This window comes from Roseivirga sp. AWQ4_251 (assembly GCF_056158225.1).
In genome coordinates, this window is the sequence record NZ_JBSWSW010000002.1 from 1,600,895 (window position 1) to 1,617,645 (window position 16,751).

Annotated in this window: 12 protein-coding genes; 10 read left to right on the forward strand and 2 right to left on the reverse strand. The window is 40.2% G+C overall.

Features of this window, described 5'->3' with window-relative positions; all coding sequences use genetic code 11:
• Nucleotides 1-76: 76 nt before the first annotated feature.
• The 4 genes from ACXACJ_RS20955 (at nucleotide 77) to ACXACJ_RS20970 (ending at nucleotide 3,104) form a co-directional block, all read left to right on the forward strand.
• Nucleotides 77-1,252, forward strand: a complete 1,176-nt coding sequence (locus ACXACJ_RS20955; RefSeq protein WP_475136387.1) for a lipoprotein N-acyltransferase Lnb domain-containing protein — start codon at nucleotides 77-79, stop codon at nucleotides 1,250-1,252.
• A gap of 175 nt (nucleotides 1,253-1,427) precedes the next feature.
• The gene (locus ACXACJ_RS20960) at nucleotides 1,428-1,592 is read left to right on the forward strand and encodes a DUF1328 domain-containing protein (RefSeq protein ID WP_475136388.1); all 165 of its coding nucleotides are present in this window, start codon (nucleotides 1,428-1,430) and stop codon (nucleotides 1,590-1,592) included.
• Between the two features lie 131 nt (nucleotides 1,593-1,723).
• Nucleotides 1,724-2,146, forward strand: coding sequence for an arsenate reductase family protein (locus ACXACJ_RS20965; protein ID WP_475136389.1), 423 nt, complete (start codon nucleotides 1,724-1,726; stop codon nucleotides 2,144-2,146).
• 49 nt (nucleotides 2,147-2,195) lie between these two features.
• Nucleotides 2,196-3,104 (forward strand): mechanosensitive ion channel family protein, encoded by a 909-nt coding sequence (locus ACXACJ_RS20970; RefSeq protein WP_475136390.1) that lies wholly within the window; start codon nucleotides 2,196-2,198, stop codon nucleotides 3,102-3,104.
• Here the strand turns inward: ACXACJ_RS20970 and ACXACJ_RS20975 are convergent.
• The gene (locus tag ACXACJ_RS20975) at nucleotides 3,101-4,756 is read right to left on the reverse strand and encodes a hypothetical protein (RefSeq protein WP_475136391.1); all 1,656 of its coding nucleotides are present in this window, start codon (nucleotides 4,754-4,756) and stop codon (nucleotides 3,101-3,103) included. The two genes, ACXACJ_RS20970 and ACXACJ_RS20975, sit on opposite strands and share 4 nt — an antisense overlap.
• Nucleotides 4,757-5,134: 378 nt before the next feature.
• Between ACXACJ_RS20975 and ACXACJ_RS20980 the strand changes: the two genes are divergently transcribed.
• Nucleotides 5,135-5,626: a DinB family protein gene (locus ACXACJ_RS20980; protein ID WP_475136392.1), complete on the forward strand. Its 492-nt coding sequence runs from the start codon at nucleotides 5,135-5,137 to the stop codon at nucleotides 5,624-5,626.
• Nucleotides 5,627-5,723: 97 nt separating this feature from the next.
• Here ACXACJ_RS20980 and ACXACJ_RS20985 read toward each other — a convergent pair whose 3' ends face one another.
• Nucleotides 5,724-6,224: a regulatory protein RecX gene (locus ACXACJ_RS20985; protein WP_475136393.1), complete on the reverse strand. Its 501-nt coding sequence runs from the start codon at nucleotides 6,222-6,224 to the stop codon at nucleotides 5,724-5,726.
• A 52-nt stretch (nucleotides 6,225-6,276) separates the two neighbouring features.
• Between ACXACJ_RS20985 and tpiA the strand changes: the two genes are divergently transcribed.
• From tpiA to ACXACJ_RS21010, 5 genes are all read left to right on the forward strand, one after another.
• Entirely contained in the window at nucleotides 6,277-7,038 is a 762-nt protein-coding gene (gene tpiA, locus ACXACJ_RS20990; protein ID WP_475136394.1) for a triose-phosphate isomerase, read from the forward strand.
• A gap of 20 nt (nucleotides 7,039-7,058) precedes the next feature.
• The gene (gene prmA / locus ACXACJ_RS20995) at nucleotides 7,059-7,892 is read left to right on the forward strand and encodes a 50S ribosomal protein L11 methyltransferase (protein WP_475136799.1); all 834 of its coding nucleotides are present in this window, start codon (nucleotides 7,059-7,061) and stop codon (nucleotides 7,890-7,892) included.
• A 63-nt stretch (nucleotides 7,893-7,955) separates the two neighbouring features.
• The gene (locus tag ACXACJ_RS21000) at nucleotides 7,956-12,647 is read left to right on the forward strand and encodes a hypothetical protein (RefSeq protein ID WP_475136395.1); all 4,692 of its coding nucleotides are present in this window, start codon (nucleotides 7,956-7,958) and stop codon (nucleotides 12,645-12,647) included.
• Nucleotides 12,648-12,777: 130 nt separating this feature from the next.
• A complete protein-coding gene (locus tag ACXACJ_RS21005) occupies nucleotides 12,778-14,157 on the forward strand; it encodes a dipeptidase (RefSeq protein ID WP_475136396.1) in 1,380 nt (459 codons plus the stop codon).
• A 107-nt stretch (nucleotides 14,158-14,264) separates the two neighbouring features.
• Nucleotides 14,265-16,739 (forward strand): protein-disulfide reductase DsbD family protein, encoded by a 2,475-nt coding sequence (locus tag ACXACJ_RS21010; protein ID WP_475136397.1) that lies wholly within the window; start codon nucleotides 14,265-14,267, stop codon nucleotides 16,737-16,739.
• Nucleotides 16,740-16,751: the final 12 nt, after the last annotated feature.

Here is a 16,751-nt window from a genome sequence, read left to right on the forward strand (position 1 = left end):
AATTTCTGCATCAAAACCGTAACCTCATTTTAATCGGATAAGTATTTTATCTTCGTACTCAGATTCAAGAAAACGAATGAAGCGCACAGTAATCTTTCTCGGTCTTCTATTGGCCACCCTCAACCTTTCGGCCCAGTTTTTAAGACTTTCTACCCAAGCCGAAGTAAGCATTATTACTGTTGGGCCGGGTTCGGAGCTTTACGATTGTTTTGGCCATGGCGCTATTCGGGTTAAAGACCCTTACTTGAGTATTGATGAGGTTTATAACTATGGTACATACGATTCTTTCGAAGATAATTTCGAAGCCAAATTTGCCCAAGGTAAGCTTCGCTACCGTTTGGACGTGCAAGATTTTAATCGGTTTTTGGGCTATTACCAATATCAGAGCCGTTGGGTAACAGAACAGGTTTTGAACCTGAACCAGCACGAAAAACAGGAGATTTTTGATTTTTTGAGATTGAATGCAATTCCAGAAAATAGCTATTATTTATACGACTTCTTCTACGACAATTGCGCTACCAAACTGCGCGATGTAGTGAAAGATGTTTTAGGCGATAAATTGATTTTCAAAGAAGAATACCTCACCGACCAAAAAACCTTTAGAGACCTGATTCAGGAAAATACATTCAATCACCCTTGGTGGGATTTTGGAATTGACATTGCGCTTGGAGCGGTAATCGATGTAAAAGCCACGCCTTGGGAACATATGTTTTTGCCCGATTATGTGAAAGAAGCTTACGACCATGCTGTAATTGAAAGGCCTTACGGAGAAGAAGCTGCTATAAAACAAACCAACAAGCTTTTTGAATCAGATTACTATGAAGTGAGGCACGAATCAATTTCGCCTTGGATGGTTTTTTCGCTCATTTCGCTGCTTGTTATTGTGCTTACTTTCAGAGATTTGACCCAAAACACCAGAGCGCGTTATCTCGATTTCAGCATTCTGTTCATCACAGGTTTAGTGGGCTTATTGGTGTTTCTGCTTTGGTTTGCTACGGATCATTCGGCTACGGCTAAAAACATGAATTTACTCTGGGCTTTTATGCCCAATTTGGTGGTGGCCTTTTACATTGTAAAGAAAAAGCCCGCTCGCTGGGTTCGTGTTTACGTACGTTTTCTATTCATTCTATTGCTTGCCATGGCGTTGATTTGGGTGTTCCAAATTCAGGTGTATTCTATCGCCATGTTGCCTATTATGCTTTTCATGGCCGTTCGCTATGCATTTCTTTGGCAAAAGGCTTTAGCAAAGTAAGCGATCAGGTTTTTTTGCTCTTAAAATCAATTGATTTGTAGAGGTTTATCTACAACTGGCGGAGAAAGTGCGCACCTACATCCCTTCAAAACGGCCTATTTCGGGCTTTTTACAGCTGGCATAGTATTTCCCTTATAGAGATTAACAATTTCGTTAAAATCTAAACTATAAAATTATGTTACGTTGGACACTAACCTTTCTCGTTATAGCCGTAATAGCGGCCATTCTTGGTTTCGGTGGATTAGCAGCTGGAGCCGCGTACATCGCTAAAATCATTTTCTTCATCTTCCTTGTGCTGTTGGTGATTTCACTATTCAGTGGTTTGGTAAGACGGCCTTAGCACAAAGCATTAAAAGAAACCATCACAAGAAGCTCTTTTGGGTATTTGTCTTTATAGATAAATACTCCTGCTTCTTTCAAAAAACCTCAATCTAAAGCATAGTCACTATGCTTTTTTTGACCCCAAGTATTATGAAAGCGGAGAAAAAAGAAATCATACTTATCTATAATTCTGAAAAGAAAGAAGATAGAATGGCGCTTACTTATGCGTCATCAGTAGGTGGATATCAGTTGAATGAAAGGAACATCATCAAAGATCCTTTAACGCCAACTCAAGTGGCTGAAGTAGCCGATGATTTGGGCGTTCAGGTTGTGGATTTGATAGATAGACAATCGGAGTTTTACATGGATGAGGTTAAAGATGCCAGCCTTTCTAATGAAGAAGTACTGAAATTGATGAAGCAACATCCAGAATTGCTAAAAACACCCATTGCCATGATGAATGATAAGGTGTTTTTCGTAAATTCTTCATACGATTTCGTGAATGTTGGCCTCGACTTTAAGCCTGATGAAGCTGAAAGTGGAAACGTTTATGAAACGCAGAAGAATAAATAGCGGCATTGAAAAGCTGCTTTAAAACCATTGATTAACCTAGCATAATTGAATGACAGACCGAGTTTCTGAATCTTTTCAAAGATTCTGGGATACCATGATTGCCCAACTGCCTCAAATTGTAGTGGGTGTTGTGATTTTTGCCTTATTAATTCTATTGGGCTCATTTCTGAGAGGATTGGTCCGTAAAAGATTGCTTAGGCGAGTAAACGATCAGCTTTTGGTCAACTTTATTGGCCGCTGTGTTTTCTTGGTCTTCTTCATTTTAGGTGTTGTGATTTTCTTGAACCAAGTAGGCTTGGGCAAAGCTGCGGGAGGCTTGCTGGCAGGTGCTGGCGTTTCGGCCTTAATTATTGGTTTTGCTTTTAAAGATATTGGTGAGAATTTCCTCTCCGGATTTTTTCTGGCCTTTAGTCGCCCGTTTGGGATTGGCGATATTATTCAGATCGAATCTTTTACGGGAACCGTGAAACAGCTGAACTTGAGGAATACGCATATCCGCACTTTTGATGGTCGCGATATTTTTGTTCCTAATTCCATGCTCATCAAAAATCCGCTGACCAATTTCACGCGCGATGGCCTTATGCGGCATGATTTTATTGTCGGTTTGGACTATGGCGATGACATTGCTGCAGCTACCAAATCCATATTAGAAGAACTCTCATCGCTTCAGAATATAAGCCGTTCCCAAGACTTAGAACCTTTTGTGATCATAAACGATTTGGGCACAAGCACGATCAATCTAAAAGTCCATTTCTGGATCAATACTTTCGATTTTCTGGGGTCTACCACGGTTTTAAAAAGTATGGTGATTCAAGCCGTAATTAAAAGGCTTATGAATGAAGGCTTTACCATGCCTGCCGATATTGTTGAACTTAAGATTTATCAAGAAGGTCAACCGATTCCTGTTTCTATTCGAGATGAAATTGGGTTTTTAAAGAAACCAACTCAAGGCTCTTAATTTGACTTAAGGCCTTTTAAAACGATATCTTCACGAATAAGAACATCCCTCATAAATAGATTTCTGTTTATTTTTTTCTGCCCTGATTCTTTAAAAGCTCTTAATATGTTTGAAAGGGTTAATGCCTCAATGAGCGAAAGATTAAGCTCGAAATCATCTCTACAATCGTTAATAAATTCATCGCTAAAATTAGGAGCCACGAGTAGTGTTTTAATTACTGAGTAGCCATAGGATTGTACCATTTCCTTGTATGCTTTAATCTGCCGAGATACCGTGCTGAATTTGGTGTAATTATCTTTGCTCGTTTTACATTCGATTAGAATCACATTGTTATCTCCTAGATTTACTAGAATATCAATTTGATTCTTCTTGTTGTTGATTTCTCGCTTTAAATGATCATCTACGGTTAAACCAAGCGTATCTAATATACTAGCTGTGATATCTTCAAATTTTAGTCCTAGATCTGCTTCCTTGATTTGTAAGCCATTTTCTTTCAGGGCATTGAGATCCCTTGTTCCTATCAAATGATAATTTTCTATGTAAAGGCTTTCAATGTCTTGATATGCCTTTAAGATGTTTGAAATTTCATCACCTCTTGTGGATATTTCTTTTGACTTACAAAAGCTCTGAATAGAATCTTGGCTTAAAAGATCCAGAATATCACGAGGCTTAATATTGAAATCGAGAAGATATTTTCCCGATAACACGTTTTCCTCACTCAACTCAAATTCTTCTTTTAATAGTTTGTTGATGCCTTTAATAGAGGAACCTAAATCGATTAACAGCCTTTCGTATCCTTCTATGGAAATACCGATTTTATCATCCTTTTCAACATTTAAGAAGTGATCAGTGATTAAATCAATTTTTGCTTCTATTGTGGCTCCACCGAAATTCGAAATATGAAGCTTTTCTGCAATGGTATTCAGGGTTTTCTTTCTTTCAGTAAGATTTGTTCCTGGTTTATGAATGTCTTCAGATAATGTCCTTTTTATGTTTAAGCCTTCAGAAATTATGGTTTTGATTTTAACTTCTCTTTCGGCTTTCCAGTCAATGTTATGTTTCTTACAAATAAGGTTGATTTGAGCATCTGAAAGTGTTTTTAAAGTTCTTCTAAAATGCTTGTCTGCTACTTCTTTCCCCCTGACATGCCTCAGTACTCGAACGATTTCATCTGCAACAAATACCTTGTTCTGTTTTTGCGAGTAAAATAAAACCCCTTTGTTCTTTAGCTCATCAATTATGGATTGAACTTCTTTTGAAACGAGAGGTATTATCTGATAATTTATGAGTTGTATTTCTTCTTGCGATAAGCCTAGTTCATTGGCGAGAGTTACTAAAATGCTCAGCTCATCACTGGTTATTTTAGAGTCAACATTATTGGCTATATCGTTGAAATAGGCAGTTTTTAAACATGCATGATAAATATGATAATCCCTTAGCCTGCTTTCAGAGAGTTCTGCATTATTCATCTCTTCTTGAAGGCTCTTAATTTTCTTTTTAATTGCCTTTACTTCTTTTACATATAAGGAGTAGAACCATTCTCGATTCATAATTGCGTTTCCGTCTCTACTGATTATATCAATGAGAAGGTCGAATTGAGAGGAAGTGTCAAGAAATTCATTTCTTAAGTACGTTTCAAAATCCTTTTCCAAGTACTTGAAAACTTCGCTAATCAACAGACTGTCTAGGTTCTTCAATTCGCCATCGTAACTCGATGTGATTTTGTCTATTGCCAACCTATTTTCAGAAACGGGAATAATCTCATTGATGATTTTCAGGAAAGAGTTCTTCTCTCGGAAGTTCAATTGTTCGACAATTTCATGAAGTTTCATAGTGCTGTATGGTTTGGTATGACCATTTAATCTACAAAAAATCAAATATTAATTAATCATATTATTAAACAATAAGCCTGAGTTGTTACTAATCCTTGCGAATTTTTTCAATAATCTTTTCTTCTCCTCCATTTTTCTACTGACATAGGGTTGTCACTAGTGCCCTTTAGGTTTGTGTAAGATTTAAATATACACACCATGAAAAATGAAACACTTGACGCTGTAGTGATTAGCCCTAGCCACCTTTTAACGCATTGGCAAGGCCATAGAACATTAACCCGAAGAGTAATCGAAGCTTTTCCAGAAGATCAACTCTTTAATTATTCCATTGGCGGAATGCGCCCTTTTTCTCAATTGGCACTTGAAATGATTCATATGGCGGTTCCCAGCGTAAAGGGGAGCGTTACTGGTCAATGGGAAGGTTTTGGCGATGGCTTTAAAGAACCTACCACCAAAGCAGAAATTTTAGCCCTTTGGGACGAATCTACTGAGCAATTGAATGAGCTTTTCCCTCAAATTAAGCCAGAGCGTTTTCAAGAAGTTGAATTGGCTTTTGGGCAATACGAAGGCACTATTCAAGCCTTGATTTTCTATTGTATCGATAATGAAATTCACCACAGAGGCCAAGGCTATGTTTATTTAAGAGCTTTGGGCGTTGAACCTCCAGCTTTTTGGGATAGAGTAAGATAAGCGAATGGAGTTTCACTTTTCAAAATTTGGTGAAACGGCCCATAGGATAAAAACTCAAAACAGAAAGAGTTGCACCATGTGTGGCTCTTTTTTTATACTATCTCGATTCGGAAATCAGCTCTTCAACCACTTCCCTAATCAAATCACTTTCAAAGCCCTTCATCATTAAATGCTGGCTTAGCTTACCCCTGATGATGTAGTCGTTTTGGCCTAATAAAGCATTGAATTTTTTCTCTCCGTGTTTCTTCAGCGTTTCGTAGTAAGCGTCTTCATCAATTTCCAGAAGGCCCTTTTTTACGCAGTAATCCGATATTTTATGTTGTTTTAGGCCTTGCAGAATTTTCTTTCGGCCCCAGCCCTTCATTCTAAATTTCCCGCCAACATAAGCTTTTGCAAATCGCTCTTCATTGATAAAACCTTCCATAATCAAGTCGGCCAAAATTTCTTCAACCTCATCAAAATGAAGGCCATAACTGTAAAGCTTATCCCGAACTTCTTGTTGCGACCTTTCTTGGTAAGCACAAAAATCGGCCGCTTTCAACTTGGCTGCTTTAGGCTCTAATCTCTTCTGTTTTCTATCTTCACTTTGAAATGCCATCGAACTAAGATAGAATGAATTATCTTTGGCACGAAACGCGAAAAATCGAATCATGAGAAAAAAAATCGTAGCAGGTAACTGGAAAATGAACAAAAGCTTCAGCGAAGGCCTTACACTGGCTTCTGAAGTAGTGAACATAGTAAAAGACGAATTAACCGATGATGTGTCGGTAATCATGTGTACGCCATTTATTCACTTGGCTCAAGTGGGTAAAACTGCTCAGGAAAGCGATAGCGTATTTTTAGGTGCTCAAAACATGAGCGAACATGCTTCAGGTGCCTACACGGGTGATATTTCTGCGGAAATGATCAAATCTGTTGGTGCTGAATTTGTGATTTTAGGTCACAGTGAAAGAAGAGAATATCACAACGAAAGCAACGAATTGTTAGCCAAAAAGGTAGATGTAGCTTTGGCCAATGAATTGACTCCTATTTTCTGTTGTGGCGAAGCTTTGGAAATCAGAGAAGCTGGAACTGAAGTAGCTTATGTAACGAATCAGCTAAAAGAAAGTCTTTTTCATTTAAGCGAAGAAGAAATTCAAAAAGTGGTGATTGCATACGAGCCAATTTGGGCAATCGGAACGGGCAAAACCGCAAGTTCGGAGCAAGCGCAAGAAATGCACAAAGCCCTTCGCGATTATTTGGCTGGCCAATATGGACAAGCCGTAGCCGATGAAATTTCTATTCTTTACGGTGGAAGTGCAAAACCAGGAAATGCTCCTGAGTTGTTCTCTCAACCTGATGTGGACGGAGGTTTAATTGGTGGAGCTTCTTTGAAAGCTCGTGATTTTGTGGATATCGCTAAGTCATTCTGAATTTATACTGCGTGAGCGAAATGAATTATATAGAAATCAAAGTCCATTGCGACCCAACTTTTGGCGAAATCCTAATTGCTGAAATGGGCGAATTGGACTTTGATACTTTCGTTGAAACCGAAGTTGGTTTCGATGCATACATTCCTGAGGATCAGTTTAGCCACCCTGCCTTGCAACAGCTTTTTAACAATTATAGAAAGCAAACCCGCATTTGGTACGAGCTAAAGAAAATCCCAAAACAAAACTGGAATGAGGAGTGGGAAAAAAACTACGACCCTATTGAAGTAGGCACAGATATTTTTGTGCGAGCAACTTTCCACGAATCCAGACCAGGTTTTACCCACGAGATCATCATTAACCCACAGATGTCCTTCGGAACGGGCCATCACGAAACCACTCACCAAATGCTGGCCATGCAGTTGGGGCTCGATCATAAGGGAAAAACTGTGCTCGATGTAGGTTCTGGAACTGGAATTTTGGCCATTATGGGCGCTAAACTTGGTGCTGCCGAAGTTTCCGCTACAGATATTGATGATTGGTGCATCGACAACGCGAAAGAAAACTTCGCTCTAAACGAAATTGAACCTAAGGCAGTATTGCTCGGTACCATTGATGAACTCAGCTTCGATAGCGATTTCGATATATTGTATGCTAATATAAATAAGAATGTTTTGTTGGCCGAAATGGATTATTATGCCAAATTGACCAAAGCTGAAGGCTATTTGTTTTTGAGCGGTTTTTATACCCACGATGTTCAAGATTTACTGGATAAAGCCCAACCTCTGGGGTTTGAACTTCAGAAACAGAGCGAAAAGAAAGATTGGGCAGCTCTTCTTCTAAAGAAAGTAGGCTAAAAGCATATTTTTTCGGCTGCTTATGCGTTAATAAGGGTCAGTCAAAAGGTCAAAATGGTTAAAGTGCTGAAGAGGCTCGCTTGTGTAGTTTGTTTTGCCTTGGCTTTTGGGTCGGGCGTGTATGCGCAGCAAAGTGCTGTCCAAGACTTTATTGTCTATTCTCCAGATTTAGAACGGATTCTGAAAACCCCAACTCCTTCGAGTTTTGGAGAAAACTACCAAGCCTTTATCGAAAAGTGGCAGTCTAACGGATTTACCTCTGAGCAGAAAAGTCAACTCGGTCAAACTTTAGTCAATCTGGAAGAAAAGGGTTTCAGGCCTCGCTTCGATTTTAAAGCGCTTTTCCACATGTTGGAATTGGCTGAAACTGAACGAAAATTCAATGCCCAGCAATTTGACGACCTTGTTAAGGCCTGCTTGAAGGCTTCCGAAAATTATGACAAAAAAGGAGTTGATCAGTTCTTTCAATATGCTTCTTATTTTCTTGGCGATATGGCTTTGTATAAAGACCGTAGCTACGGAATTTATGTAGAAAATGCTGATTTTGTACTCAAATTCAATGGTGTCGATGATTATGTGGAAGAGGAAAGTGAGCCTATTCAGGTAGATCAGGGGCCCGATGCTATTGAGCTTTTGATGCAACAGCGCGAACGCGAAGAGCAGGGCTTAACCACCGAAGAAGAAACCAACAATCTAGAAGATGAGTTGAATCAGCCGCTCCCAACAATGCCTCAGGAATTAGGAGCCGTGATTGAATTTAGTAAAGTCGATTTGGTTTTTTTAAACCGGCTCGACACCATTTATTTAAGAGGTGCTCAAGGAAATTTCTCTTTTGAAACCTTAGAATTTAAAGGCCAAGGTGGAGCCGTTGACTGGAGTAATGTTGGACTTCCGGCTTCTGAAGTATATGCCCAGCTGAAAAACTTTGCGTTTCCTATTAGAGCTACAGACATCAAGTTTGAAGAATCTTATTTTCACTATCAAGGCAAAATTCAGCAGCCTGTAGTTGGCTCGGTAGAAATCACACTTACTCCGCAACGGTCGAGTGTAGATACCTATCCGCGCTTTATTTCTGATTTTGCCGACACACCCGTTCAAGGCTTGGCTACTCCGGAACTCACTTATACTGGAGGAGTTAGTTTCGAAGGCAAGAAGTTCTATAGCCGTTCTGCTTTCAATGAATTTTCTACCATTGAGGTTAGTGTAGATGGTCAGAAGAAATTCAAGGCTCAAGCGCCTAGCTTCAATATCAATCAAGAAGATTCGGTTGTAAGTTCTGATATCGCCAGAGTGATTATTTACAATGGGCAAGATTCCATTTACCATCCAGCGGCAGAATTGGTGTACAATTACCACAAGCATTTGCTCAATTTGCAACCGAGTAAAGATGGTTTTGGCACTACGCCATTCAGTTCGTCATTCCACAATATGGATTTGACGGGCGACCGACTGATTTGGAATTTGAATGCAGATTCCTTGAACTTAACCATCGGTTCCGCTCGAAGCGAAGTGCCTTTGATTGTAGAATCGAAAGACTATTTCAATACCATCCGTTATAACAGTTTAGCGCAGTTATATGATTTCCATCCCCTGATTCTATCGGTAAAACAAGCCAGAAAAAATGAGCCCAAAAATGAGTTTTATTTACCAGAATTAGCATATGACAGAAAGCTGAACGAAGGCGTTTTGAAACGCACTATGATCGATCTGATGTCGAAGGGTTTGGTGCTTTTTGATGAGAATACGGGGCAGGTAATTATTACAGAAAAGGGTTTTCATTATTATGATGCTGGTCGCGATGAATCCGATTATGACGACCTGATTATTCCTTCTATCATCAGTTCTGCACCCAACGCCAAAATTGATTTGAGCAATGATACACTTACGGTGAGAGGCGTTGATAAATTCTTTGTGAGCGATTCGCTTGATGTAATTATTACGCCAACCGATGGTGTAATCAAGATTTTGGATAATCGAAACATGGAATTTGATGGCTCTTTGGAGGCAGGAAACTTCCAGTTCAATGGTCAAAAGTTTAAGTTTCGTTACGATGACTTTTTGGTTCAGCTTACCCATATTGATTCCATTAAGCTGGAAGTAGATTCCGAAGATGGCGGAAAGGAATCGCTGAAAAACCAACTGGTAAATACTTCCGGAACGCTAAGAATTAACGACCCAAATAATAAGTCGGCCCGAATATCGAAACCCGATTACCCGATCTTTTCTTCAGAAGAAAGCGCCAATGTGGTTTTCGGGAAAAAGGATGTTTTGAAAGGTGCTTATGACAGCACGGTTTACTTCGATGTTCCGCCTTTTCAATTGGACAGTGCTTCCAAAGCAGATCCTTCAGCTTATCAATTCGGAGGAACTTTCCATTCCAACGGGATTTTTCCTGAGTTTGAAGAAAAATTGCGGGTAATGCCCGATAAATCTTTTGGTTTTGTTCACGCCATTCCCGACTCGGGTTATAACCTTTACGGAACTACGGGTAAGCTCTATGGCGAAGTTAAAATGGATGAAAATGGGCTTACTTCTCCAGGAGCTATCGATTTTCTGACGGGTTCTTTCAATAGCGAATCGGTTACTTTTTACTTGGATTCGGCTTATACCAAAAAAGGAATCGATGGGGCAATTGCGGCTGGATCGGTCAATGGAACTTCATTTCCTTCAGTAAAATTGAAGCGCTATCAAATGAATTGGCTGGCCAAAAAGGACAGCATGCAGTTAAAGAATTTGGAAGGGCCATTTGAGGTTTACGATAGTTTGGGCAAGTTCAATGGAACCATGACGCTTTCTACCAAAGGTCTTTTCGCAAAAGGCAACATGGCCATTCAGGGTTCCAAAACCGAATCGGATATGTTTACCATGGCCGAAAATGCTTTTGAGGCTAGAAACTCGAGTTTTGAAGTAAGTTCAGACAATGCGCGCAAACCCATTTTGAGTTCCAAAGATGTTCGGGTAGATTATGATTTGGCTGCTAACCGCGCCAATATTCAACCCGAAGTGCAGGGATCTGCGGCCTTGACCTTCCCTTATGCGCAGTATAAAACCTCGATTCCTACGGCAGAATGGGACATTACCAACAAGGTGATTACCATGACCAAACCCGACACGGTGGATATTAGTAAGTCTTTCTTCTATTCAACGCGTTCAAAATTCGATTCGCTTGCTTTTAACGCTACCAAAGCTACTTACGACATCGCCAAGCAAGAAATGAAAGTGGAGGGAATTCCGTACATCACCGTTGCGGATGCGCGCATTACGCCTGAAAACAACGAAGTAATCATTGGAGAAAATTCAGAGATTTCTCAGCTGAAAAATGCCGTGGTTGTTATCGACACGGCTAACGGATACCACCGTTTCTTCAATGCAAGCATTACCATTGATTCGCGAACCCGATTTAGAGGCGAAGCTACTTACCAGCTTGTGAATGCTGTTCAAGATACTTTCAACATAAAATTTGATGCTTTTAGAACTGAGGAAGATGAAGAGCACGGAAAATTCACTAAGTCGAGTGGAAAGGTTTCGGCCGATCAGAATGTGATTGTTTCTCCAGGCTTCACCTTCAAAGGCGATATTTCGGTGTATGCTTATCGCGAAGCACTTGAATTGAACGGAGCGGTAAAGTTGAACTTAGATCGCTTGGAGAAAAATGTGTGGATCGAGTATCAGTCGAACGATGACATTAAGGAAGTGGTAATCCCATTCGATCAAGCTAAAACCGAATTTGGAAAGCCACTCAATGCGGGCCTCCATTTCAACAAAGGCGACATTTATATGACCTTTATTACAGAGAAACGAGGTTTGGACGATGACGATTTCTTCATTCCGAAAGGAGGAAACCTGTTCTACGATACGGAGCAAAAGAGCTACAAAATCGAAAACCCTGGAAAGGCCGAAGATCCCGCCAATCATTATAAAGGAAGCATGTTTTCTTATAATGAAGAAAGTCAGGATGTTTCTTTCGAGGGCAAGCTCAACTTCGTGAGTCCTTTTACAAAAGGAGTTGACATGCAAGCTTCAGGCAAAGGCGAAGGAAATTTAGATTCGGCTGATTTTAAAGTGAATGCAATGTTGGCTATAAACTTCGGTTTACCCGAAGAAAGCGCTCCACTAATGGCTAATAACCTGAAGGAAATGGGTGAGAAATTGGGCATTGCTCGCGCTCATGACGACCGTTCAGAACTTATTTATAAAGTAGCAGAATTTATTGGCGATGAAGCTACCAAAAAGTGGGATGAATCTTATCAGGCAGTGCCAATTCCGTTAGTTTCTGCTTCAGCAAATGGCGAACTGGTGAAGAACTTAGTGATTACGAATGTCGATTTAAAGTGGTCTAAACAGCTTAAAACGTTTTATAGCGAAGGCAAAATCGGAGTAAGCAACGTAAACGGAATCGATGTCAATCGTGAATTGGATGGTTTTGTCGAAATCAAAAAAACACCCGAAGGAGACATTGTGAATGTACTGCTACAAATGACCGATGGAACTTGGTATTATTTTACTTATGATGGTTTTAGCCTAGGTGCGTTTTCTTCTAACGATGCCTTTAATGCGTCCATAGCCAATGGTTCTAGCAAGGGCAAGCCAAGCAATTTCAAGCTGTTTTCTTACACGCTTGAAGAGGTTATTGCTTGGTCGAGAAACTACAGAAAGCTGTTCTATGGCGTGGATGAGCCTTATAAGCTTTTAATGGCGAAGGATTCGAACCAAAATGTGAAGAAGAAAGAAGTAGTAGAAGGCGATGGTTTCTAGACTGCCTTTGTGCCGCAAACGCGTTGGATTATAGCCGATTCCGTTTCTTCATTCTATCTTTTGGGCATTCCTTAACTTCTCTCTTTAAATTCGTTTAAATTGCGTGCAAACCTATGATTAAACGTTTGATATGAACGAATATATCCAATCTAACAAAGACCGTTTTTTGAATGAATTGCTCGATTTGCTTAGAATTCCTTCGGTAAGTGCCGATAGCAAATTCAAGGCAGACGTTTTAAAGGCGGCAGAATTTATCAAAGAAAAACTTATTGAAGCTGGTGCCGATGTAGCCGAAATTTGCCCAACGAATGGCCATCCTATTGTATATGGCGAGAAAATCGTTGATGCAAGTTTGCCAACCGTTTTGGTTTATGGCCATTATGATGTTCAGCCGGCCGATCCATACGAGCTTTGGGATTCCCCTCCTTTTGAGCCTGTCATCAAAGCTACAGAAATTCACCCTGATGGCGCTATTTTCGCCAGAGGCGCTTGTGATGATAAAGGCCAAATGTACATGCACATTAAGGCTTTCGAAACCATGATGCAGACTGGAAATTTAGACTGCAATGTTAAATTTTTGATTGAAGGCGAAGAAGAAGTAGGTTCAGATCACTTGGGCGTTTTCCTTCAAGAAAACAAAGAGAAACTAGCTGCCGACATCGTTTTGGTTTCAGATACTGGCATTATCGCGAATGATGTGCCTTCAATTACCGTTGGGCTCCGTGGCTTGAGCTACGTTCAGGTAGAAGTTACAGGGCCAAACCGCGATTTGCATTCGGGCTTGTATGGTGGCGCTGTTCCAAACCCAATCAACGTGTTGGCCGAAATGATCGCTTCTTTAAAAGATGCCGATAAACATATTTCAATCCCAGGCTTCTACGATGATGTAATTGAGCTTTCAACCGAAGAAAGAGAGGCCATGGCGCAAGCTCCTTTCAACGAAGAAGATTATAAAAAGTCGATTGGCCTTTCAGCTACTGAAGGCGAAAAAGGCTACACGTCTATGGAGCGTTCTTCTATTCGTCCAACATTAGATGTAAACGGAATTTGGGGTGGTTATACTGGCGAAGGCGCTAAAACCGTGATTGCTTCTAAAGCTTACGCTAAAATTTCAATGCGATTGGTGCCAAACCAAAAACCTGATAAAATCACCAAACTGTTTGAAGAGCATTTTAAAGCTATTGCGCCTCCTTCGGTGAGTGTAAAAGTAATTCCGCATCATGGTGGATTGCCAGCGGTTACCCCAACGGATTCACCCGCTTATATTGCTGCAGCCAAGGCAATGGAACAAACTTTTGGAAAAGCTCCTGTGCCTTTCAGGGGAGGAGGAAGTATTCCGATTGTTGCGCTTTTTGAAGAAACACTCGGCCTTAAAACCGTATTGATGGGCTTTGGCTTAGATTCAGACGCCATCCATTCTCCAAACGAGCATTATGGCCTTTTCAACTATTTCAAGGGCATCGAAACCATTCCGTTGTTCTTTAAGTATTTCGCTCAAGAAAATAAATAATCAACTTCTGCCAGATTCGTTCTTTTATGTTCGAATCTGGTAGGGTTTTCAACCTTCAATCGTATTGAATTACGTGTTTCACAGAATTCATTAATTATTCCTTCTTTATGAAAAAGCAGTTTCTTCTTTCATTCGCTTTTCTACTGCTCACCTGCTTTAGTGTTTATGGACAAAATTTCAAGAAAACCACTTCATGGTCTTTTGATGCTTCGCAGAAAGAAGTAAAAGTTGGCGATGAAGTAGAGCTGATTTTCAAGGTTGATGTAATTGACGATTGGTACATTTATTCTAGCGATGTAGATCCTGATATTGGGCCAATGCCTACGGAAGTGAGCTTTGAAGAAAATGGCTCGTTCGAAGTGGTTGGCAAACTAGAACCTGTTCACCCTAAAAAGAAATTTGATGATATATGGGGAGCAGAAGTCACCTATTTTACCGGTTCCGGAGAGTTTCGCCAAAAAATCAAAATTCTAAGCTCAAACCTCAAAATTGGTGGGACACTGGAATTTCAGACTTGTACTGATGTAACAGGGCAGTGCATTCCCGGAGATGAGGATTTTGATATCAGCTTTATTAAGGTTTCGGAAGAAGAGAATGAGCAAGAGGAACCTCAACAAACACAATTACCGAACATTACTTTGGGCACGGGCTTGCTTAACCCAACGGAATGGACTTTTGAAGCGAGCAGTAACCAAGTAAAAGTTGGCGATGAAATTAGCCTTTCTTTCAAAGTAGAAATTGAAGACGGCTGGTATTTATATTCCAGCGATGTAAATACCGATGCGGGTTTGAACCCAACCACGGTTGTTTTTGAAAAGAATTCAACTTTTGAAGCTTTAGGAGAGCTTTTACCCGTCAATCCAAAGGAGAAATTCGATCCTATTTTTAAAACCGATGTTACCTATTTTGAAAAGACAGGAGAGTTTCGACAAAAAATCAAAGTCCTTAAAAAGGATTACAAAATCAAAGGCACACTGGAATTTGTGACATGTTCCAACGAAAGTGGTCAGTGTGTAAAAGGTGAAAAGGACTTCACCATCGACTTTTTAGAGGTTTCAGGTAAGGATGTAAAAGTTGCCAAGCAAAGTAAGAGTTATGAGGATTTGCTAGTGCCTGAAGAAGGCAAGAGTCTTTGGGGCTTTTTTATAGCCGCATTCCTTTTTGGCCTAGCCGCCCTTTTAACGCCATGTGTTTTCCCCATGATTCCTATGACGGTCGCTTTTTTTACCAACAGCAGCCAGAGTAGAGGCCAAGCTATTTTTAAAGCGGCAGTTTACGGCATCAGCATTATCGTTATCTATATTTTGGTAGGCCTGCTGTTTACCAGTCTTTTCGGGGTTGGCATTGCCAATGACTTGGCCACGGGAGCTATTCCAAATATTATATTCTTCAGTGTGTTTCTGGTTTTTTCGCTTTCGTTTTTCGGCTTATTCGAAATCGTTTTGCCGAGTAAATTCGTGAATCGCATGGATCAAAAAGCTGAAAAGGGTGGCTTTTTAGGCACTTTCTTTATGGCTTTTACGCTGGTTTTGGTTTCGTTTTCATGCACGGGACCTATCGTAGGAACAATTCTTATAGAATCTTTTCAAGGCCAAGTAATGAAGCCAGTTGTAGGAATGCTGGGCTTTTCAAGCGCTTTTGCTATACCGTTTACATTGTTCGCCATTTTTCCAGGCATGTTGAAGGATTTACCAAAATCTGGCGGATGGTTGAATTCCGTAAAGGTGGTACTTGGCTTTATTGAACTCGCTTTGGGCTTTAAGTTCTTGAGTGTGGCCGATCAGGCTTATCATTGGGGGATTTTGGATAGAGAAATTTATATCGCCATTTGGTTGGTGATTGCTGTTTTGTTAGGCATTTATCTGCTCGGCAAGCTTCGACTACCTCATGACGATGAAGTTCGGGTGACCACGGTACCTAGGCTAATGTTGGCTATCGTCAGCTTTGTTTTCGCGGTGTATTTGTTGCCCGGAATGTTTGGTGCGCCTCTGAAGGGATTGGCGGGTTATCTGCCTCCAATGACCACGCATGATTTTGCTATACATCAAATTATGCGAGATGAACTAGGTTCGGTTCAGCCTTCAAATTCTGTTTCTAAAAATGGTTTTCCTGAAGAAGTAAGACATGCAAATATTCTTCATTTGCCTCACGGAATTAAAGGCTTTTTCGATTTTGATCAGGCCATGGCTTATGCTAAAAAAGTGAACAAACCTCTGTTTATTGACTTTACGGGGCATGGTTGTGTTAACTGCCGAAAAATGGAAGAATACGTTTGGTCCGACCCTGAGGTATTGAAAAAACTGAAGAACGATTACGTTGTGGTTGCGCTATATGTAGACGATAAAACAGAATTGCCTGAGTCAGAATGGTACACTTCTGAATTTGACAATAAGGTTAAGAAAACGATAGGAAAGCAGAATTTTGATTTTCAAATCACACGATTTAATGGAAATGCACAGCCTTATTATGTATTGCTCGATAATAATGAACAGCCTTTAGTTCGCCCAAAATCTTACGACCCAAGCGTTCCCAATTTCATTAAATTTTTAGACAGCGGATTGAAGGAATTTAAAAACAGATAATCCCATTTAGTA